The organism is Pseudomonas migulae, assembly GCF_024169315.1.
GTDB lineage: Bacteria > Pseudomonadota > Gammaproteobacteria > Pseudomonadales > Pseudomonadaceae > Aquipseudomonas > Aquipseudomonas migulae_B.
In genome coordinates, this window is sequence record NZ_JALJWR010000001.1 from 71,952 (window position 1) to 90,023 (window position 18,072).

Sequence of the window (18,072 nt, forward strand, 5' to 3'; positions counted from 1 at the left end):
CAGTGCCATGATCCGGGGCGAGCCTACAGTGCTCGCCCCGGGTTGCTTGAGACCGCTTGCGGCAACAGCTCATCAATCATCCGCAAACAATGATTCAACCCCGGCGAGACATCACCCACGCGCCGGCTAAGGATGATAGGCGAAGTTGCGTTGTCTTCCAGCAGCGGCGTGAAACCGATGTCGTCACGGTGCAGTAATTGCACCGAGGCCGGCACCAGCGTGACCCCGATTCCTGCACCTACCAGGCCAATCGCCGTTTGCAGCTCGTTGGTCCATTGCGCCACATGGATGCTCACGCCATAGGATTCGAACAAGGCAATCACATGGTCGGCGTAGCTCGGGCGCGGGTTGCCGGGGTACAAAACGAAGGGTTCCTTCGCCAGGTCGCGGAGGCTGATCGGCCCGGCCAGCAAGGGATGGCCGGCGGGCAGGGCGGCGACCAGGCGGTCTTCGGTCAAAACAGTCTGGATGATGGCCGGGTCGTCGATGCGGATCCGTCCGAAACCGATGTCGATCCGTCCGGCCTTGAGCGCCTGCACCTGTTGCAGTGTGGTCATTTCCGAGAGCCCCAGTTCAAGCTCAAGAGGTTCACCGCTGCGCAAACGGCGGATCAGTTCTGGCAGCACGCCATAGAGTGTCGACGGCGCAAAACCGATGCCCAGCCAGGTTTTTTCACCCAGACCAATTCGTCGCGTGTTGTCGCAGACCTTGCCCAGTTGCTCGAGCAGGGCGGTGGAATGCTCATGGAAGAACCGCCCGGCGTCGGTCAGCTTCAGCGGCCGCCCGCGCTCCAGCAGTAACACCCCGAGTTCGTCTTCCAGCTGCTGAATCTGCCGGCTCAGCGGTGGCTGGGCGATGTGCAGCAATTCAGCGGCGCGGGTGAAGTTGAGGGTTTGAGCCAACACCTGAAAATACCGCAGGTGACGCAGTTCCATGGGGCCTCCGCTAATAAATCAGTTTCATACCTTTAAGGTATCAAGTCAGACCAATTCTATATTGGCTTCCCGAAAAAAGCCGTACCAGAATCGGTTGCAGAACTTTAAGAACCTGACGGGTATCGCCATGCTTGACACTGCCATTGAATCGATCGAGACGATCATCGTCGATCTGCCGACCATCCGCCCGCACAAGCTGGCGATGCACACCATGCAGAACCAGACCCTGGTGATCATTCGCGTGCGGTGCGCCGATGGCATTGAAGGCATTGGCGAATCCACCACTATCGGTGGCCTGGCTTACGGCAATGAAAGCCCGGACAGCATCAAGACCAACATCGACCGGCATTTCGCGCCGCTGTTGCTGGGCCAGGACAGCGCCAACGTGAACGCCGCGATGTTGCGCCTGGAACGCAGCATCCGAGGCAACACGTTCGCCAAGTCAGGTATCGAAACCGCGTTGCTCGACGCCCAGGGCAAACGCCTCGGCCTGCCGGTCAGCGAACTGTTGGGCGGACGGGTTCGCGATGCACTGCCGGTGGCGTGGACCCTGGCCAGTGGCGACACCGACAAGGACATCGCCGAAGCGGAAAAAATGCTCGACCTGCGTCGCCATCGCATCTTCAAACTGAAAATCGGTGCCGGCGAAGTCAACCGCGACCTGGCCCACGTCATCGCGATCAAGAAAGCCTTGGGCGATCGCGCCAGCGTGCGGGTCGATGTCAATCAGGCCTGGGACGAAGCGGTCGCGCTGCGTGCCTGCCGGATCCTCGGCACCAACGGCATCGACCTGATCGAACAGCCTATTTCGCGCAACAACCGCGCCGGCATGGCGCGCTTGAACGCCATGAGTCCGGCGCCGATCATGGCCGACGAATCCATCGAGTGCGTGGAAGACGCGTTCAACCTGGCCCGTGAAGGTGCCGCTTCGGTGTTCGCCCTGAAGATCGCCAAGAACGGCGGCCCGCGTGCCGTGTTGCGCACCGCAGCGATTGCCGAAGCGGCCGGCATTGGCCTGTATGGCGGCACCATGCTTGAAGGCGGTATCGGCACCCTGGCGTCGGCCCATGCGTTTGTCACGCTGAACAAACTGGCGTGGGACACCGAGCTGTTCGGCCCGCTGCTGCTGACCGAAGACATCCTCAGCGAGCCGCTGGTCTATCGCGATTTCGAACTGCACGTGCCGAAAACCCCGGGCCTGGGCCTGAGCATCGATGAAGAACGCCTGGCGTTCTTCCGCCGCGATAAAACCTCTACTGCCATTCATCTAGCCTGAGGAGAGCCTTATGCTGTTCCACGTAAAAATGACCGTGAACCTGCCGGTCGACATGAATCCTGAAGCCGCCGCCCGATTGAAGGCTGACGAAAAAGCCCTGGCCCAGCGCCTGCAAGAGCAGGGCAAGTGGCGTCACCTGTGGCGCATCGCCGGGCTCTATGCCAATTACAGCGTGTTCGATGTCGACAGCGTCCAGGAGCTGCACGACCTGCTGATGCAATTGCCGCTGTACCCGTACATGGCGATCGAAGTCACCGCGATGTGCCGGCATCCTTCTTCCATCCGCGAGGATGACCGCTGAACCCAGCCTGTTCAGTTCGCCACGCTAATAATTACAAGATGAGGAACCACCATGAACGTCAAGATTTCCCACACTGCCAGCGCCCAGAAATTTCTCGAAGAGGCCAGCGGCCTGCTCAATGACGGCGGCAACCCACGGGTCAAGGCACTGATCTACCGCATCCTGCGCGACTCGGTGAACATCATCGAAGACCTCGCCGTGACCCCGGAAGAATTCTGGAAAGCCGTCAACTACCTCAACGTGCTGGGTGCGCGCCAGGAAGCCGGTTTGTTGGTGGCCGGGATTGGCCTGGAACATTACCTGGACCTGCTGATGGACGCCGAAGACGAGCAGGCCGGCAAGGCCGGCGGCACGCCGCGGACCATCGAAGGGCCGCTGTACGTGGCCGGTGCACCGTTGTCCCAGGGCGAAGCGCGTCTGGATGATGGCGTCGATCCGGGTGTCACGCTGTTCATGCAGGGCCGGGTGTTCAATACCGCCGGCGAACCGTTGGCCGGCGCCGTGGTGGATGTCTGGCACGCCAATACTGGCGGCACTTATTCGTACTTCGACACCACGCAATCGGAGTTCAACCTGCGTCGCCGTATCGTCACCGATGCCGAGGGCCGTTACCGTTTCCGCAGCATCGTGCCGTCGGGCTACGGTTGCCCACCGGACGGTCCGACCCAGCAACTGCTCGATCAACTGGGCCGTCACGGCCAGCGCCCGGCGCACGTGCACTTCTTCATCTCGGCGCCGGATCATCGTCACCTGACCACCCAGATCAACCTCGACGGCGATCAATACCTGCACGACGATTTTGCCTATGCCACCCGTGACGAACTGATCGCGAAAATCACCTTCAGCGATGATCAGGCGCGTGCGGCGGCCTATGGTGTGAGCGGGCGCTTTGCCGAGATCGAATTCGATTTCACCCTGCAATCGTCCGCCCAGCCTGAAGAGCAGCAGCGTCACGAGCGGGTTCGCGCACTCGAGGACTGATGTATCAGCTTCAATATCAACGTTGACTGACATACCGCTCTCGCGAGCAAGCCCGCTCCCACAATTAACCGCGTTCGCTCTGGAGAAACACGGTCGAATGTGGGAGCGGGCTTGCCCGCGAAAGGGGCCGGAACATTCCACATGTCGGTCCACTGACACACTGCTGCAGACACTGCCTTAGAATGCCCCGACGCACCCTATAACAACAACGTGAGTGACCCGATGATGCAAGCGCAACTGTTGAGTCAGCGCAGCTCCGTATTCGACCATGCCGACCCATACGCGGTGTCGGGTTACGTCAATCAGCATGTCGGTAATCATTGCATCCTCATGCCCCGGGCCGGGCGACCGCTGGCCAGTCTAAATCACTGCAAATTTGCCAGTCTCGACCTGTGCCGCATCAGCTACGGCGGCAGCGTTCGCGTCACCTCCGGCGCGCTGGAAACCATCTATCACCTGCAAGTGCTGCTGCGCGGCAATTGCCTGTGGCGCGGTCACGGTCAGGAACATTACTTCGCCCCCGGCGAGTTGCTGCTGATCAACCCCGACGATCCGGTGGACCTGACGTACTCCGACGATTGCGAAAAATTCATCCTCAAAGTCCCGACGTCATTGCTGGAATCGGTCTGCGATGAGCAACGTTGGCGGTATCCGACGCAGGGCGTGCGATTCCTGGAGAACCGTTACCAGCTCAATGAGCTGGAAGGGTTTGTCGGCCTGCTGGCGATGATTTGCCAGGAAGCCGAAGCCACCGAGCAGATTCCCAAAGTGCAGGAACACTACGCACAGATCATCGTCAGCAAGATGCTCAGCCTGATGCAGACCAACGTCAGCCGCATCAGCCTTGGCTCACAGACGGCAACGTTCGAGGTGATCGCCGACTACATTGCGCGCAACCTCAAGCAGGACATCGACAGCGAAGAACTGGCGCGCCAGGCACGGATGAGCCTGCGTTCGCTGTACGGCTTGTTCGAACGCAATGCCGGCACCACGCCGAAAAACTACATCCGGCAGAAACGCCTGGAGCGCATCAATGCGTGCCTGATCGACCCGACCTGCAATGTGCGGAACGTCACTGAGGTGGCGATGGATTATGGGTTTCTGCATTTGGGGCGGTTCTCCGACAATTACCGCAAACAGTTCGGCGAATTGCCCTCCGACACCCTCAAGCGCCGCCTCTGACTGATACCAGAGAGCGACGCATCACCTGTGGCGAGGGGATTTGGCGACACGTCGCACCGCCCCGTTGGGCTGTGAAGCGGCCCCTGTTTTTCCAGCCACACCGCGTCTAATGGATTACGACGGCTTCGCCGCCGAGCGGGGCGGTGCGACGTTTCGCTAAATTCCCTAGCCACAGTCTCGCAAGTTCGACAGCTGCTACGTGTACGTGCGCATCACCTGCTGCACTAAACGGATAAAGGTCTGCACCCAGCGGATAGTCCACCCCATTGCCCCGTCCTAGCATGAGCCTTGCCTGAACAATAACAATGGAGGCGGCGGCCATGACCCTGCGACCCGAATATCTTCACTCCCTGCTTGAGGACGATCCAGAACAAGGAATCTATCGCTGCAAGCGCGAGATGTTCACCGACCCACGGCTGTTCGATCTCGAGATGGAACACATCTTCGAAGGCAACTGGCTGTACCTGGCGCACGAAAGCCAGATCCCCAACAAAAACGACTTCTACACCACCACCATGGGGCGCCAGTCGATCTTCATCGCGCGCAACAAGGACGGTGAACTCAACGCTTTCCTCAACGCCTGCAGTCACCGTGGCGCGACGCTCTGCCGGCACAAGTCCGGCAACAAGAGCTCGTACACCTGCCCGTTCCATGGCTGGACGTTCAACAACTCCGGCAAGCTGCTGAAGGTCAAAGACCCGGCCGCGGCCGGCTATCCGGCGAGCTTCAACTGCGAAGGGTCCCACGACCTGACCAAAGTCGCGCGGTTCGAATCCTATCGCGGCTTCCTGTTCGGCAGCCTGAAGGCGGATGTCCTGCCGCTGGTCGAGCACCTGGGCGAGTCGGCGAAGATCATCGACATGATCGTCGACCAGTCCGCCGATGGCCTGGAAGTGCTGCGCGGTTCCTCCAGCTATATCTACGAAGGCAACTGGAAACTCACCGCCGAAAACGGTGCTGACGGCTATCACGTGAGCTCGGTGCACTGGAACTACGCCGCCACCCAGAACCAGCGCAAGCAGCGCGAGGCCGGCGACAGCAATCCGACCATGAGCGCCGGCAGCTGGGCCAAGCAGGGCGGTGGTTTCTACTCCTTCGACAAGGGCCACATGCTGCTCTGGACCCGTTGGGCCAACCCGGAAGACCGTCCACTGTACGAACGCCGCGACGAACTGGCCGAGGATTTCGGCAAGGCTCGCGCCGACTGGATGATCGAGAACTCGCGCAACCTGTGCCTGTACCCGAACGTGTACCTGATGGACCAGTTCAGCTCGCAGATTCGCATCGCCCGGCCGATCTCGGTCAATCGCACGGAAATCACCATTTACTGCATCGCCCCGAAAGGCGAAAGCGACCACGCCCGTTCCAGCCGCATTCGCCAGTACGAAGACTTTTTCAACGTCAGCGGCATGGCCACGCCGGACGATCTGGAGGAGTTCCGCTCGTGCCAGACCAGCTATCAGGGCAGCGTGACCGCGTGGAACGATATGTCCCGTGGTGCCGAGCACTGGATCGAAGGCGCTGACGATGCGGCGAAGGAAATCGACCTGCATCCACTGCTCAGCGGTGTGCGCACCGAAGACGAAGGCCTGTTCGTGCTGCAACACAAATACTGGCAGCAAACGATGCTCAAGGCGCTGGCTGCCGAAGAATCCCGGTTGATTGCAGTGGAGGCCGTGCAATGACGATTACCTACGACAGCGTTCGCGACTTCCTCTACCGCGAAGCCCGTTACCTCGATGACCGGCAGTGGGACGAATGGCTGGAGTTGTACGCCCCGGACGCGACGTTCTGGATGCCGTCCTGGGACGACAACGACGAGCTGACCGAAGACCCGCAGCGGGAAATCTCGCTGATCTGGTACGGCAACCGCACCGGTCTGGAAGACCGCGTCTTCCGCATCAAGACCGAGCGTTCCAGCGCTACGGTGCCGGACACCCGTACCTCTCACAACATCAGCAACATCGAGCTGCTGGAACAGGTCGATGGCCTCTGCAAGGTGCGCTTCAACTGGCACACCCTGAGCTTTCGCTACAAGACCGTCGACAGCTATTTCGGCAGCAGTTTCTACACCCTTGATGTGCGCGGCGAGAACCCGCTGATCAAGGCCAAGAAAGTGATCCTGAAGAACGACTACGTTCGCCAGGTCATCGATGTTTACCACCTGTGAGGCGGCCGTCATGACTCATACCATCGCATTCAATTTCGAAGACGGCGTCACCCGGTTCATCGACGCCAATGTGGGCGAAACCGTGGCCGATGCCGCGTATCGCCAGGGCATCAACATTCCGCTGGATTGCCGAGACGGCGCCTGCGGTACTTGCAAGTGTTTTGCCGAGGCCGGCCGCTACGACCTGGGCGAGGAATACATCGAAGACGCCCTCACGGCGGACGAAGCCGAGCAGGGTTTTGTCCTGACCTGCCAGATGCGCGCCCAGAGCGATTGCGTGGTGCGGGTGCCAGCCTCCTCGGAGGTCTGCCGCACGCAACAGGCCAGTTTTGAAGCGACCATCAGCGCCGTGCGCCAGTTGTCCGACAGCACCATCGCGTTGTCGATCAAGGGTGAGGCGCTGAGCAAACTGGCGTTCCTGCCGGGGCAGTACGTGAACCTCGGGATTCCCGGCAGCGAGCAGACTCGCGCTTATTCCTTCAGTTCGTTGCAGCGTGACGGCGAAGTCAGTTTCCTCATCCGCAACGTCCCCGGCGGCTTGATGAGCAGCTTTCTGACCGGCATGGCCAAGGCCGGCGACAGCATGAGCCTGGCCGGGCCGTTGGGCAGTTTTTATCTGCGTGACATTCGTCGACCACTGTTGCTGCTGGCCGGTGGTACTGGCCTGGCGCCGTTCACCGCGATGCTGGAAAAAATCGCCGAGCAGGGCAGTGAGCATCCGCTGCACCTGATCTACGGCGTGACCAACGATTTCGATCTGGTGGAAATGGATCGACTCGAAGCCTTCGCCGCGCGCATCCCGAATTTCAGCTTCAGCGCCTGCGTGGCCAGCCCCGACAGTCAGCACCCGCTCAAGGGCTACGTGACCCAGCACATCGAGCCGAAGCATTTGAACGATGGCGACGTCGATGTCTACCTGTGCGGCCCGCCGCCGATGGTCGAGGCAGTCAGCCAATACATTCGCGAACAAGGCATCGCGCCGGTGAATTTCTACTACGAAAAATTTGCCGCCAGCGCTGCATGAGTCGCGCACCGGGAGCGGGGATGTACACAAAACCCGCCCTCGACACAGATCCAGTGTGGGAGCGGGCTTGCTCGCGAAGACGTCGTGTCAGTCAGCATCCTTGTCGCCTGACACGACGCCTTCGCGAGCAAGCCCGCTCCCACAGTTGACCGGCTTCCGTCGTCACGAGGTACACATGAACAGATTTCACGAAAAAATCGCGCTGATCACTGGCGCTGCGCAAGGCATCGGCCGGCGCGTCGCCGAGCGCATGGCAGCGGAAGGGGCACGGTTGATTCTGGTCGATCGCTCCAAGCTGGTATTCGAGGTGCAACAGCAGTTGGCCCAGCACAGCCAGGTGTTGGCGCTAACCGCCGATCTTGAACAGTACGCCGAATGCAGCCGGGTGATGCAAACCGCCATCGAGCGTTTCGGGCGTCTCGACATCCTCATCAACAATGTCGGCGGGACGATCTGGGCCAAGCCGTTCGAACACTACGAAGCGCAGCAGATAGAGGCCGAAGTTCGTCGCTCGCTGTTCCCTACGCTGTGGTGCTGCCATGCCGCGTTGCCGTTCATGCTGGAGCAGGGCAGTGGCGCCATCGTCAACGTGTCGTCCATCGCCACCCGCAGCATCAACCGCGTGCCGTACGGCGCGGCGAAGGGCGGGGTGAATGCGCTGACCACTTGCCTGGCGTTCGAAACCGCAGGCCGGGGCGTTCGCGTCAATGCGACGGCGCCCGGTGGAACCGAAGCGCCGCCACGGCTGATTCCGCGCAACAGCGCTGAACAAAGTGCTGAGGAAAAGGTGTGGTATCAGCAGATCGTGGACCAGACGCTCGACAGCAGTCTGATGAAACGCTACGGCACGCTGGATGAACAGGCCGGCGCAATTCTGTTTCTGGCCAGCGACGAAGCGTCCTACATCACCGGCATGATCATGCCGGTGGGTGGCGGTGACCAGGGCTGAAAAAACCGAGAACTACAGGCGACGCTGAAACGCTCTGACGATTCTCAGCGTGGCGTCGCTTGTGTTCAGATTGTGCACCGCGTCCAGCGGAAACCACATGCAATCGAAGATTTCATTTTGCGGGCGCGCCTCATTCGAGTTCAGCACCGATGCCTCGTAGACATGGTGCCGGGTGCCGCCCGAATCCAGTTCCATCAGGTAGAGCAAGTCGTCGACCCCCAGTCCGGTCTCTTCCCACAGTTCGCGCATGGCCGCAGCCGCGACGGTTTCGCCGGCCTCGACCTTTCCGCCGGGCAGCGTCCAGCGACTCTTTGGCTTGCGCACCAGGAGAATGTACCGGTCCTGCTCACAAATGACGGTTGCGCGCACTTTCATGTGTTACCTGATTGCCTGTTGTCATAATTCGGTAATAAAAATGCAATATTCAGGCCGGCACCGGTTTAACCGGGCCTCTGGCTGGTTGGAGGTGTCTCAGGGGCCGAAAGTGCAACCGGATGCCGGAATCCTGTCGCGACGTCTGGTCGGCATCAGTTCGAAGGGTGGGTGTAAGGTAGGCAGGTTAGTTCTGAAATCAGTACCGAAAATGGAGGTAGCTTATGAGCGTTCCGATGCTGAATAAGATGCACATGAACGGTTATGACGTACTCAGCGTAAACAACGGCCCCTGGCGGGTATGCACCCAAGGCGACCGGTTGGCAGCCTTTGCCAGCAGGGAAGAGGCACTGGCTTTTGCGGCGTCTCTTCCCGGTTACAAGGCGCGGGCGAAAAGACCGGCCGATAGCCGGAAGGTCGACAAATAGTCAGCTGCAAGCCCCGGTTTTTCCGGGGCTTTCATTATTTGGGAGAACCGCCACCTCCGCTCATCCCTCCACTGCTGCTTGTGCCAGGCTTGTTTCGAGTAATCACCTTGGCCTTCACTTCTTCGGCATAACCCGCCAATCGCTGTTCGTCGCCCTGAAACAGGTCGTGCAGTCTGCGCACCGCTTGTGCATCCACTTCGTTGCCGGCCTGACGAAATTGATCTTCCAGTCGTAGAAGGTCTACCGCCGACCACCTCAAATCCGACGCAACGCTTTGCAAGTCGCGACGAAGTTCATTTTCAGATTCGTTAAGCCACATGACAACCTCCTGAACATCTCTGCTACAAAATTTTAGTCCTGATTCGTGGATCGGGGCGTTTTGTTCGTCTGAACAGTCGGTACCGCCTTTGGTCGGGAAGTTGAACGGGAACGGACAGATCTGGTGTCGTACTCAAGTGGTCAACTTTTGCTAGGGCGAGGCAACTTCAAATGACGGCGACAGATGATTTTAGATTTCACGCGCATGAGCTGATCGTCGATCTGGACGCGGCGACCACGGAAATGATGAAGCTGATCTCGGCGCATCAACTGAGTGGTCCGGAATGGGAGCGGGTGAACCAGTGGCAGCACGAGGCGTATGAACGGTGGATGACCTATTTGAACGCCAGGTCCCCCAAAGATGAAAACGCCCCACAGTGAGTGCGTTCAATCAATGGCTGTCTGCTGAACGACGGGCTACAGTTCCTTTTTTTGAAGAAGGAAGCGTCATGCGGACGTTGATGGCGGGAGTCGTGGGGGCGTTACTGGCGGGGTGTTCATTGCCCGCTTCGGTGGTGCCGGGTGAGCCGAATGTCAGCAAATACAGCGAAAAGCCACCAAAGGAGTATGCCGCCTGCGTGCTGCCGGCGTGGCAGAAGGAAATTCCCGCGTCGGCTCAAACGGGAATTTCCAATGGCTACCGGATCACGGCCCCCAGCATCATCACGGCTGACGAGATACTCGACATCGTGAAATCCAGGGATGGCAGCCGGGTATCGCTTTACCAGGGGCCGCCCTGGGCCAAGTCCGGCGCGCTGCGCCAGGCCGTTCGCGACTGTCTGTGAGGCTTAGCCGGAAATCTCGGTGACCGGGATCGTCTGGTCGTCAGATGCCTGAGCACTGCTTTTCTTTTCCCGGCGATCGTTGATCCAGTCTTCCACCTTCGCACCGAACTCAGCCGGGGCCTTTCGTCCTACTCGCCTGGCCAGATCGAGAAGGGTCTGCTGGGCAAGGGCGTCCTCCATGCGTTTTTGCGCAGTCATCATGACAGCATGCACTGAACACGGGCCTGCCAGTGCCCAAGCAGGTGTTTCACCCTCGAACACGGCGCAACGACCGCGAATCTCGCGACAATCAAAAATCAGCTTCTGGCCGTCGATGGCATTGACGATATCGAGCACGCTGATTTCGTCGGAGGGCCGGGCCAGCTTGAAGCCGCCGCGCACGCCCTCAGTGGCTACCACCAGTTTTGCCTTGGCCAGTTTGGTGAAAATTTTCGCCAGATAGTCCTGCGGCACGCCTTGCAGCTCCGCCAGTTCGCGCACGCTCGCCTCACGGGTGTCGCCGCAATTGCCTACCAGAAAAAGCAGGCAGTGAATGCCGTACTCAACGCCCGCGCTATAAAGAGACATCTGAATCTCCGACTAATGTTGTCGTAAATATTACCAGCTGATCGATAGGTAAACAACGAGCTCCGCCCCGTATTGGTAGGGCGGGGCCGGAAAGATGGATCGAAGTTTTCGATAGCAGCTATCAGCAAAAACCCATTGCAAGGTATAACTAGGATCAATATAGTCGCCGTTGTCTGGTCGGCGCTCCAAGCGCATGACCTCTTGCGAATTCATTGATCGGCCTTCTCTCGGAGTTAAAAATGAAACAGCACATCCTGGTAATCGGCGCAGGTTTCGGTGGCATGTGGACAGCTTTGAGTGCGACGCGTCTGTTCGACATTCATGGTCACGACGACGTAGAAGTGACTGTTCTGGCCCCGCAGGCCGAGCTGCGCGTGCGTCCGCGCTTCTATGAACCGAATGCGCACCAGCTGGCTGCCCCGATTGGCGAGTTGTTCGACGCAGTCGGCGTGAAGTTCATCAAGGGCGCTGCGGAAACCATCGACGTCGTGCAAAAACGTGTTGGCTACATCGATGTGTCGGGTGCCAAACAAACGTGCAGCTACGACAAACTCGTTCTGGCCACCGGCAGCCGCCTCGCCATCCCGGCGACCGCAGGCGTGGCTGAACACGCGTTCGACGTTGACCAGATTGAAGAGGCCGAGCGCCTGGAAAACCACCTGAAATCCCTGGCCAGCCTGCCGGAAAGTAAAGCCCGCAACACCGTGGTCGTGGCAGGCGGTGGCTTCACCGGGATTGAAACGGCGACCGAGATGACCGCACGTCTGCATGCCATCCTGGGTGATCAGGCGGATGTCGAAGTGATCATCGTCGATCGCGGCGAGAAGATTGGCGGGTCGATGGGCGCCGAGATCGCCAAGTCGATCGTAGAGGCCAGCGTTGAAACCGGTGTGACATGGCACTTGAAGGCGTCGGTGCTTGCCGTCGATGCCAACGGTGTCAACTTGAGCGACGGCCAGCGTATCGATGCGAAAACCGTGGTCTGGACCACCGGCGTGCGCGCCAGCTCGCTGACCGAACAGATCCCGGCGGAACGCGATCACCTGGGCCGCTTGCACGTGGACAGCCACCTGAAAGTCATCGGTCAGGAGGACATCTACGCCACCGGCGACGTGGCCTACGCCGCTTCCGACGACATCGGCAACTACGCGTTGATGACCTGCCAGCACGCCATTTCCCTGGGGCGTCACGCCGGCAACAACGTTGCAGCGCACATCCTCGGCGTTGATCCGACGCCGTACAGCCAGCCTAAATACGTGACCTGCCTGGATCTGGGCAGCTGGGGCGCGGTGTACACCGAGGGTTGGGACCGCCAGGTCAAACTGGTCAAACAGGAAGGCAAGAACCTGAAGACGCAGATCAACACGGTGTGGATCTACCCACCGGCCGCCGACCGCGCCGCTGCGTTGGCTGCGGCTGACCCGATGATTCCGGTCGCTTGAGACCTGCTGTTCGATAACCCTGCCTGATTGAAAAAATCCCGCCCAAGTGTTCTTGGGCGGGATTTTTTTTGCGACCGGAACGTTGCGATGGTGAAATTTAACGTGTAGTTTTTCATGAAATTATAAATAGAAAATTTCACGAGGCCTGCATGTTCCAGCAATCCACCCGGCACGTCGCCAGTTACTACGCCCACACTTGCGCCGATCGTCTGCTGGATCGCGCGGCTTTGGAGGGGGAGCAGGACACCGAAGTATTGATCATCGGCGCCGGTTTCAGCGGCTTGCACACCGCGTTGCGACTGGCCCTGGCCGGTAAGCGTGTGACTCTGCTGGAAGCCAGTCGGGTGGCGTGGGCGGCGTCGGGGCGCAATGGCGGTCAGGCGATTCTCGGTTGGTCGTGCGACATGCCGCCGCTGGAGGCTGCGCTGGGTTATGAACGCGCGCGGCGGTTGTGGGACGGCATGCGCTGGGCGGCACAGGAACTGCGGGCATTGCCCGAACGCCATGATTTCGATTGCGACTACCGGGCCGGTCACCTCTGGACGTCAGTGCTGGCGCGTCGGGTCAGTCTGCTGACCGAGTGGCAACACGAGGCCAGCCACAAGTGGGGCCACGACGGTTTGCAATTCATCCCGCGTGAACAGTTACCGCAATGGGTCGCCAGTGAGCGCTATCAGGCCGGGCTGTTTGACCCGGAAGGTGCGCACCTGAATCCGCTGAAACTGGCGCTCGGCCTGGCCGCTGCCATCGAGCGCGCCGGCGGGAACATTCATGAGCAAAGCAAGGCGCTGAACTATCGCGAAGAGGGTGGCCGCTACGTGGTCACCACTGAGCGCGGACGTATTCGTGCCGATGTGCTGGTGCTGGCGTGCAACGCTTACCTAGATCGGCTTGATCCGAAACTGTCGGGTTGTGTGTTGCCGGTCGGCACTTATCAGGTGGCCACCGCGCCACTCACGGAAGCGCAGGCGACTGCGCTGCTGCCGAGCAATGTCTGTGTCACCGACAATCAATTCGTGCTCGATTATTTCCGTCGTACGCCGGACAACCGGTTGCTGTTTGGCGGTGGTTGCACCTATCTGGGGGGCATGCCCAAGGACATCGCCGCGGCGACCCGACCCTTTCTGCAACGGGTGTTTCCGCAGCTCAAGGGGGTAGAACTGGAATTCGCCTGGGGCGGGCATATCGATCTCACCCTCAAGCGCACGCCTGATATCGGTCGCCGCGGCGATCTCTACTGGCTTCAGGGTTACTCAGGCCACGGCGTGCTACCGACCCTGGCCGGGGCCCGTGCCGTATCCGACGCAATATTGGGTCAGCCGGATGAACTGGCCTTGTATCAGGGTCTGGTCAACGGGACGTTCCCTGGCGGCAAGTACATGGCCGCCCCGCTGGAAGCTATTGGCAAGGCCTGGTATCGCTTGCGCGACAGCCTTTGATTCGCACATTTTCTGGAAGCTTTCAGATGGACAGGCAAGAAGAAATCTCGGCGTTGGCGATCCTGATTCAGGACCTGCGCAAACACAAAAAATACACGCTCAAGGAACTGGCGGACAAAATCGGTCGCTCCGTCGGTTTTCTCTCGCAAGTCGAGCGCGGACTGTCACGCCCGACGGTGGCGGACCTCACCGCCATCAGCGAAACCCTCGGCGTGCCGACCACCTATTTCTACAGCCTGCCCAAACCCATGGCCTTGCCCTGGGTGACCCGGCCGGACGAGCGCCGCACGCTGTATTACGCCGACGGCATCACCGACATCCTGGTCTCGCCGAAGATGCGCGCGTCGTTCTCGATGCTCGAAAGCCGGCTCGAGCCCGGCGCCAGCAGCGGCGACCGCCACATGAGCGACAGCTCGGAGCAGGGCGGTTATGTGCTCGAAGGGCAACTGACACTTTGGCTGGATGACGATCAACCGGTCACGCTGGCGGCCGGGGACAGCTTTCAGCTCGCCAGCCATACCCATTGCCGCTACGGCAATCTCACCGACCAGCTCACCCGGGTGCTCTGGGTCTACACCTGATAAAAACAACAAGGAACAACATGATGGATGCTGTCTGCTCTGATCTGCTCGCTGAAGTTCGCGCGTTTCGTCAGCGCTTTCCGGATGTGCGCTACGTGGACCTGATTTCCCTGGACATCCCCGGGCATTTCTACGGCAAGCGCTACCCGATCGAAATGCTCGAAAAAGTCGCCGCCGGCAGCGCCCTCAAGCTGCCGCAGAATTGTGTGTTGCTGGGCACCCAGGGCGGGTTGTTCAAGATTGGCGATTACTGTTTCAACGACGGTGACCCGGATGCACCACGCCGCCTGGTGCCGGGCACGCTGAAAATCGTCGACTGGGAAAAGCAGCCCCTGGGGCAGATGCTGATCACCTCCAGCGGCACTGAAAAACCGATCGTCTTCGAGCCGCGGGAAGTCTTGGCGCAGGTGCTGGAACGCCTCGCGCGCAAAGGGATTTTCCCGGTGGTGGCCTTCGAGCTGGAGTTCTACCTGTTCGATCGCCAGTTGCGCGACGGCTTGCCGCAGTTTGCGCGGGATCCGCTGACCGATGATGCAGACGATCAACCGAACATGCACATCGAACGACTGTCGCGATTTGCGCCGGTGCTCGATGAAATGGTCGAGACCGCGCGGGCCCAAGGCATCGACACTACGGTGATCACCGCCGAATTGGGCCCTGGCCAGTTCGAGATCAACTTCGGCCACCTCGATGACGGCTTGCGGGCCGCTGACTGGGCGGCGCTGTTTTGCCGCAGCACCCGTGGCGTGGCCATGAAGCACAACTACCGCGCCAGTTTCATGGCCAAGCCCTACCTGCAACACCCCGGCAGCGGCATGCATGTTCATGTGAGTCTGTATGACGAGGCGGGCAACAACCTGCTGGCGGCCAACGACCAACAACCGCTGCGCCATGCGGTGGCCGGTTGCCTGGAACTGTTGCCGCATTGCATGCCGATCTTTGCGCCGAACCACAACGCAATGCGTCGCTTGAGCGGCACAGTGAATGTCGCGTCACGCGCCAGTTGGGGGTTTGAAGATCGGGACGCGTGCCTGCGGGTGCCGGAGTCGGACGCTAAAAATCTGCGGATCGAACATCGCCTCGCCGGCGCCGACGCCAACCCTTACTTGGTATTGGCAGCGATTCTGGTGGGGTTGGAACAAGGACTGGAAGCTCGTCGTGAACCGATCGCCCCGCTCAACGAAGATCGTGGCAGTGGTATCGAGTTCCCGCTGGAGATGTTGGAGGCCGTGCGGTCAATGCAAAGCCATGCGCAATTGCGCGAAGGATTGGGCGCAGAGTTCGTGAATGTATATTGCGAAAACAAGCGCCAGGATCATTTGGCATTTCTGCAGGACATCAGTGCCCGTGAATATCGCTGGTACTTGTAGAAGACCGTTTGTCGTCACTCGACCTTAAAAAAAGTGTGGATATTGAAGGGGTTAGGAAATTTAGTGACCCGATTGTGAGTCAAAATATCTTGTTACACGGTGAAATATTCCGTAATATCCGCCCCGCGTTCACCACCACGGTTTATGCATTTTTAAATCCCGGGCGTCCATCAGCTGCCCGGGATTTTTTTTGCCTGAAATATACGGCGATTGAAAAATCGTTCGATCAGTTAGAACATTTATTTCTTTCGGTTATTTATATAGATCTGCTCTGCATATCCATCACAGCGAAAACGACGTTGTGGATTTCGTTATGTCTGCAATCAAATCCAGATAGCCGCCACAGCAGAAATTGACGCTCCGTCCACCTCGTTAAAGTGGCTTCAGCATCCAGTTCCGCTGTTCGATGGTCATCTTGTCGCCCCTGACTCAATCCCTAGAATCGGCCCCATCAGCTTCATCCAACTATTCAATCCTTCAGGGAGCAACACCATGATGAACGCCATGCAGATGCAAATGCCGATGAACGCCAACATGCCGATGATGCCAATGATGGGCATGCCGATGATGATGGCGACCATGACCTGCGAAATGATGGACGACGGCATGATGTGCAAGATGATGCCGGCCGCCGGTATGGACATGGCGATGTTCAAGAACAGCGCCGAAATGATGCAGATGATGATGAACTGCGGCATGCCGATGATGATGCACTGCGGCAACATGAGCATGATGTGCATGTCCCCGGCGAGCATGGCGATGCCGATGATGAACATGATGATGCCAATGCCGATGATGGGCATGCCGATGCCGTCGATGAAGTGCGTGATGGAATGCACCATGATGGCCGACGGCATGATGTGCAAAATCATGCCGATGGCCGGCATGAACATGGACATAATGAAAAACTGCTGCGCCCTGATGATGAAAATGATGAACGATTGCAGCATGCCGATGATGATGAGCTGCAACGGCATGCCGTTGATGTGCTGCACCTGCTGATTTCTGACAGCACAAAAAAGCCCCCGCGGTCATATGGCCCCGGGGGCTTTTTTATTGGCTTAAACGCGGATCAAAATGTGGGAGCGGGCTTGCTCGCGAATGCAGTTTTACATTCAACATTGATGTTGGCTGACACGCCGCCTTCGCGAGCAAGCCCGCTCCCACATTAGTTTGTCTTTCAGTCCAGGCGCTCCGGGTAGGTCACCACCAGATACGCCACCGCTTCACTGTCCGCCGGGTTGCGATAGCGGTGGGGCTGGTCGGCATAAAACAGAATCGAATCGCCGGTGGAAAGCAGGTAGCGTTCATCGTTGACGCTGATTTCCAGCACGCCCTGTGACACCACCAGATTCTCCTGCACGCCTGGGCCGTGACCCTCGGATACGTCCTCACCCAACGGACTCAGGCGCAGTTCGTAAAACTCCGATTGGCGCGCCACGTCGAACGGAAACAGCGCCCGGCTGACGAAAGCACCGCTGGCGCTGACCAGGCGTTTGCTCTGGTTCGCCGACAACACCGCCACTCCTTCGAACGCCCGATGTTCCAGAAACGCGGCCACCGACACCTTCAAGCCTTTGGCGATCTTGCACAGCACTTTGATCGAGGGAACGCTGCGTCCGGATTCGATCTGCGCCAGCATCGCCCGACTCACACCGCAACTCCGCGCGAGGGCATCGAGGGACAGATGACGCTTGCCGCGCAAACGCTGCAGGTTTTGCGCGACCCGCTCGCAGATCGGGTCCTCCTCCAGCGACTCCAGAGTATTCAGGTCCAGCACGGGTTCGTCGGCGCTCGCCAGAAAGCGCGAGGGTTCACGGCTGTTCACGCCTGACGGGTCCCTGTCGAATCAGCAGGCTGTACCCATTGAAAAGCCTGTAAACCGGCATTCCGAGCGTACATCTCCCACATGGCCCGTGCCCGTTGCTGAGCCTGTTTGCGTTTGTGGCGGC

The 18,072-nt window shown here is 59.4% G+C and carries 22 protein-coding genes; 17 read left to right on the top strand and 5 right to left on the bottom strand.

Translation table 11 applies throughout. The features are described 5' to 3' along the window. Positions 1 to 23 precede the first annotated feature (23 nt). Positions 24 to 935, bottom strand: coding sequence for a LysR family transcriptional regulator (locus tag J2Y86_RS00355; protein ID WP_253427228.1), 912 nt, complete (start codon positions 933 to 935; stop codon positions 24 to 26). 127 nt (positions 936 to 1,062) lie between these two features. Between J2Y86_RS00355 and J2Y86_RS00360 the strand changes: the two genes are divergently transcribed. The 8 genes from J2Y86_RS00360 (at position 1,063) to J2Y86_RS00395 (ending at position 8,818) form a co-directional block, all read left to right on the top strand. Continuing rightward, positions 1,063 to 2,211, top strand: coding sequence for a muconate cycloisomerase family protein (locus J2Y86_RS00360; protein ID WP_253427230.1), 1,149 nt, complete (start codon positions 1,063 to 1,065; stop codon positions 2,209 to 2,211). A gap of 10 nt (positions 2,212 to 2,221) precedes the next feature. Beyond that, positions 2,222 to 2,512: a muconolactone Delta-isomerase gene (gene catC, locus J2Y86_RS00365; RefSeq protein ID WP_017339354.1), complete on the top strand. Its 291-nt coding sequence runs from the start codon at positions 2,222 to 2,224 to the stop codon at positions 2,510 to 2,512. Positions 2,513 to 2,563: 51 nt separating this feature from the next. Further along, positions 2,564 to 3,493, top strand: coding sequence for a catechol 1,2-dioxygenase (gene catA / locus J2Y86_RS00370; protein ID WP_253427232.1), 930 nt, complete (start codon positions 2,564 to 2,566; stop codon positions 3,491 to 3,493). Between the two features lie 222 nt (positions 3,494 to 3,715). Further along, positions 3,716 to 4,675, top strand: coding sequence for an AraC family transcriptional regulator (locus J2Y86_RS00375; RefSeq protein WP_301308627.1), 960 nt, complete (start codon positions 3,716 to 3,718; stop codon positions 4,673 to 4,675). A gap of 320 nt (positions 4,676 to 4,995) precedes the next feature. Beyond that, positions 4,996 to 6,360 carry a benzoate 1,2-dioxygenase large subunit gene (benA, locus tag J2Y86_RS00380; protein ID WP_253427234.1) on the top strand — a complete coding sequence of 455 codons (1,365 nt, stop codon included), beginning with the start codon at positions 4,996 to 4,998 and terminating at the stop codon, positions 6,358 to 6,360. Next, a complete protein-coding gene (gene benB, locus J2Y86_RS00385) occupies positions 6,357 to 6,845 on the top strand; it encodes a benzoate 1,2-dioxygenase small subunit (RefSeq protein WP_253427236.1) in 489 nt (162 codons plus the stop codon). The genes benA and benB overlap by 4 nt, the downstream gene beginning before the upstream one ends. Before the next feature lie 10 nt (positions 6,846 to 6,855). Further along, positions 6,856 to 7,869 carry a benzoate 1,2-dioxygenase electron transfer component BenC gene (benC, locus tag J2Y86_RS00390; protein WP_253427239.1) on the top strand — a complete coding sequence of 338 codons (1,014 nt, stop codon included), beginning with the start codon at positions 6,856 to 6,858 and terminating at the stop codon, positions 7,867 to 7,869. A 175-nt stretch (positions 7,870 to 8,044) separates the two neighbouring features. After that, positions 8,045 to 8,818, top strand: coding sequence for a 1,6-dihydroxycyclohexa-2,4-diene-1-carboxylate dehydrogenase (locus J2Y86_RS00395; protein ID WP_253427241.1), 774 nt, complete (start codon positions 8,045 to 8,047; stop codon positions 8,816 to 8,818). A gap of 12 nt (positions 8,819 to 8,830) precedes the next feature. On the opposite strand, the gene J2Y86_RS00400 is transcribed toward J2Y86_RS00395, so the two are convergent. After that, entirely contained in the window at positions 8,831 to 9,193 is a 363-nt protein-coding gene (locus tag J2Y86_RS00400) for an NUDIX hydrolase (protein ID WP_253427243.1), read from the bottom strand. 221 nt (positions 9,194 to 9,414) lie between these two features. On the opposite strand from J2Y86_RS00400, the gene J2Y86_RS00405 reads away from it, so the two are divergent. After that, positions 9,415 to 9,618: a DUF2188 domain-containing protein gene (locus J2Y86_RS00405; RefSeq protein WP_253427245.1), complete on the top strand. Its 204-nt coding sequence runs from the start codon at positions 9,415 to 9,417 to the stop codon at positions 9,616 to 9,618. A gap of 34 nt (positions 9,619 to 9,652) precedes the next feature. Here J2Y86_RS00405 and J2Y86_RS00410 read toward each other — a convergent pair whose 3' ends face one another. Continuing rightward, positions 9,653 to 9,937 carry a hypothetical protein gene (locus J2Y86_RS00410; RefSeq protein ID WP_253427247.1) on the bottom strand — a complete coding sequence of 95 codons (285 nt, stop codon included), beginning with the start codon at positions 9,935 to 9,937 and terminating at the stop codon, positions 9,653 to 9,655. A 170-nt stretch (positions 9,938 to 10,107) separates the two neighbouring features. On the opposite strand from J2Y86_RS00410, the gene J2Y86_RS00415 reads away from it, so the two are divergent. Next, positions 10,108 to 10,317, top strand: a complete 210-nt coding sequence (locus J2Y86_RS00415) for a hypothetical protein (RefSeq protein WP_214384326.1) — start codon at positions 10,108 to 10,110, stop codon at positions 10,315 to 10,317. 68 nt (positions 10,318 to 10,385) lie between these two features. Continuing rightward, complete coding sequence (locus J2Y86_RS00420) at positions 10,386 to 10,721, top strand: hypothetical protein (RefSeq protein ID WP_253427249.1); 336 nt, start codon at positions 10,386 to 10,388, stop codon at positions 10,719 to 10,721. A gap of 3 nt (positions 10,722 to 10,724) precedes the next feature. On the opposite strand, the gene J2Y86_RS00425 is transcribed toward J2Y86_RS00420, so the two are convergent. Further along, positions 10,725 to 11,288 (bottom strand): RrF2 family transcriptional regulator, encoded by a 564-nt coding sequence (locus J2Y86_RS00425; protein ID WP_253427251.1) that lies wholly within the window; start codon positions 11,286 to 11,288, stop codon positions 10,725 to 10,727. Between the two features lie 239 nt (positions 11,289 to 11,527). Here J2Y86_RS00425 and J2Y86_RS00430 point away from each other — a divergent pair, with 239 nt between their 5' ends. The 6 genes from J2Y86_RS00430 (at position 11,528) to J2Y86_RS00455 (ending at position 17,122) form a co-directional block, all read left to right on the top strand. Beyond that, positions 11,528 to 12,730, top strand: coding sequence for an NAD(P)/FAD-dependent oxidoreductase (locus J2Y86_RS00430; protein WP_253427253.1), 1,203 nt, complete (start codon positions 11,528 to 11,530; stop codon positions 12,728 to 12,730). A gap of 149 nt (positions 12,731 to 12,879) precedes the next feature. Then, on the top strand, positions 12,880 to 14,169 hold the full coding sequence (locus J2Y86_RS00435) for an NAD(P)/FAD-dependent oxidoreductase (protein ID WP_253427256.1): 1,290 nt from the start codon (positions 12,880 to 12,882) through the stop codon (positions 14,167 to 14,169). 26 nt (positions 14,170 to 14,195) lie between these two features. Further along, positions 14,196 to 14,750, top strand: coding sequence for a helix-turn-helix domain-containing protein (locus J2Y86_RS00440; protein WP_253427258.1), 555 nt, complete (start codon positions 14,196 to 14,198; stop codon positions 14,748 to 14,750). Between the two features lie 23 nt (positions 14,751 to 14,773). Next, entirely contained in the window at positions 14,774 to 16,120 is a 1,347-nt protein-coding gene (locus tag J2Y86_RS00445) for a glutamine synthetase family protein (RefSeq protein ID WP_253440042.1), read from the top strand. Between the two features lie 8 nt (positions 16,121 to 16,128). Then, entirely contained in the window at positions 16,129 to 16,476 is a 348-nt protein-coding gene (locus J2Y86_RS00450; protein WP_253427259.1) for a hypothetical protein, read from the top strand. Between the two features lie 136 nt (positions 16,477 to 16,612). Next, positions 16,613 to 17,122, top strand: coding sequence for a hypothetical protein (locus J2Y86_RS00455; protein WP_253427261.1), 510 nt, complete (start codon positions 16,613 to 16,615; stop codon positions 17,120 to 17,122). A gap of 178 nt (positions 17,123 to 17,300) precedes the next feature. On the opposite strand, the gene J2Y86_RS00460 is transcribed toward J2Y86_RS00455, so the two are convergent. Then, entirely contained in the window at positions 17,301 to 17,891 is a 591-nt protein-coding gene (locus J2Y86_RS00460; protein ID WP_437180675.1) for a helix-turn-helix domain-containing protein, read from the bottom strand. Positions 17,892 to 18,072: the final 181 nt, after the last annotated feature.

Bases quoted from the DNA above. Each gene is read 5' to 3' on its own strand.
- J2Y86_RS00355 (WP_253427228.1), bottom strand. From the start codon at position 935: ATGGAACTGCGTCACCTGCGGTATTTTCAGGTGTTGGCTCAAACCCTC.
- J2Y86_RS00360 (WP_253427230.1), top strand. From the start codon at position 1,063: ATGCTTGACACTGCCATTGAATCGATCGAGACGATCATCGTCGATCTG.
- catC (WP_017339354.1), top strand. From the start codon at position 2,222: ATGCTGTTCCACGTAAAAATGACCGTGAACCTGCCGGTCGACATGAAT.
- catA (WP_253427232.1), top strand. From the start codon at position 2,564: ATGAACGTCAAGATTTCCCACACTGCCAGCGCCCAGAAATTTCTCGAA.
- J2Y86_RS00375 (WP_301308627.1), top strand. From the start codon at position 3,716: ATGATGCAAGCGCAACTGTTGAGTCAGCGCAGCTCCGTATTCGACCAT.
- benA (WP_253427234.1), top strand. From the start codon at position 4,996: ATGACCCTGCGACCCGAATATCTTCACTCCCTGCTTGAGGACGATCCA.
- benB (WP_253427236.1), top strand. From the start codon at position 6,357: ATGACGATTACCTACGACAGCGTTCGCGACTTCCTCTACCGCGAAGCC.
- benC (WP_253427239.1), top strand. From the start codon at position 6,856: ATGACTCATACCATCGCATTCAATTTCGAAGACGGCGTCACCCGGTTC.
- J2Y86_RS00395 (WP_253427241.1), top strand. From the start codon at position 8,045: ATGAACAGATTTCACGAAAAAATCGCGCTGATCACTGGCGCTGCGCAA.
- J2Y86_RS00400 (WP_253427243.1), bottom strand. From the start codon at position 9,193: ATGAAAGTGCGCGCAACCGTCATTTGTGAGCAGGACCGGTACATTCTC.
- J2Y86_RS00405 (WP_253427245.1), top strand. From the start codon at position 9,415: ATGAGCGTTCCGATGCTGAATAAGATGCACATGAACGGTTATGACGTA.
- J2Y86_RS00410 (WP_253427247.1), bottom strand. From the start codon at position 9,937: ATGTGGCTTAACGAATCTGAAAATGAACTTCGTCGCGACTTGCAAAGC.
- J2Y86_RS00415 (WP_214384326.1), top strand. From the start codon at position 10,108: ATGACGGCGACAGATGATTTTAGATTTCACGCGCATGAGCTGATCGTC.
- J2Y86_RS00420 (WP_253427249.1), top strand. From the start codon at position 10,386: ATGCGGACGTTGATGGCGGGAGTCGTGGGGGCGTTACTGGCGGGGTGT.
- J2Y86_RS00425 (WP_253427251.1), bottom strand. From the start codon at position 11,288: ATGTCTCTTTATAGCGCGGGCGTTGAGTACGGCATTCACTGCCTGCTT.
- J2Y86_RS00430 (WP_253427253.1), top strand. From the start codon at position 11,528: ATGAAACAGCACATCCTGGTAATCGGCGCAGGTTTCGGTGGCATGTGG.
- J2Y86_RS00435 (WP_253427256.1), top strand. From the start codon at position 12,880: ATGTTCCAGCAATCCACCCGGCACGTCGCCAGTTACTACGCCCACACT.
- J2Y86_RS00440 (WP_253427258.1), top strand. From the start codon at position 14,196: ATGGACAGGCAAGAAGAAATCTCGGCGTTGGCGATCCTGATTCAGGAC.
- J2Y86_RS00445 (WP_253440042.1), top strand. From the start codon at position 14,774: ATGGATGCTGTCTGCTCTGATCTGCTCGCTGAAGTTCGCGCGTTTCGT.
- J2Y86_RS00455 (WP_253427261.1), top strand. From the start codon at position 16,613: ATGATGAACGCCATGCAGATGCAAATGCCGATGAACGCCAACATGCCG.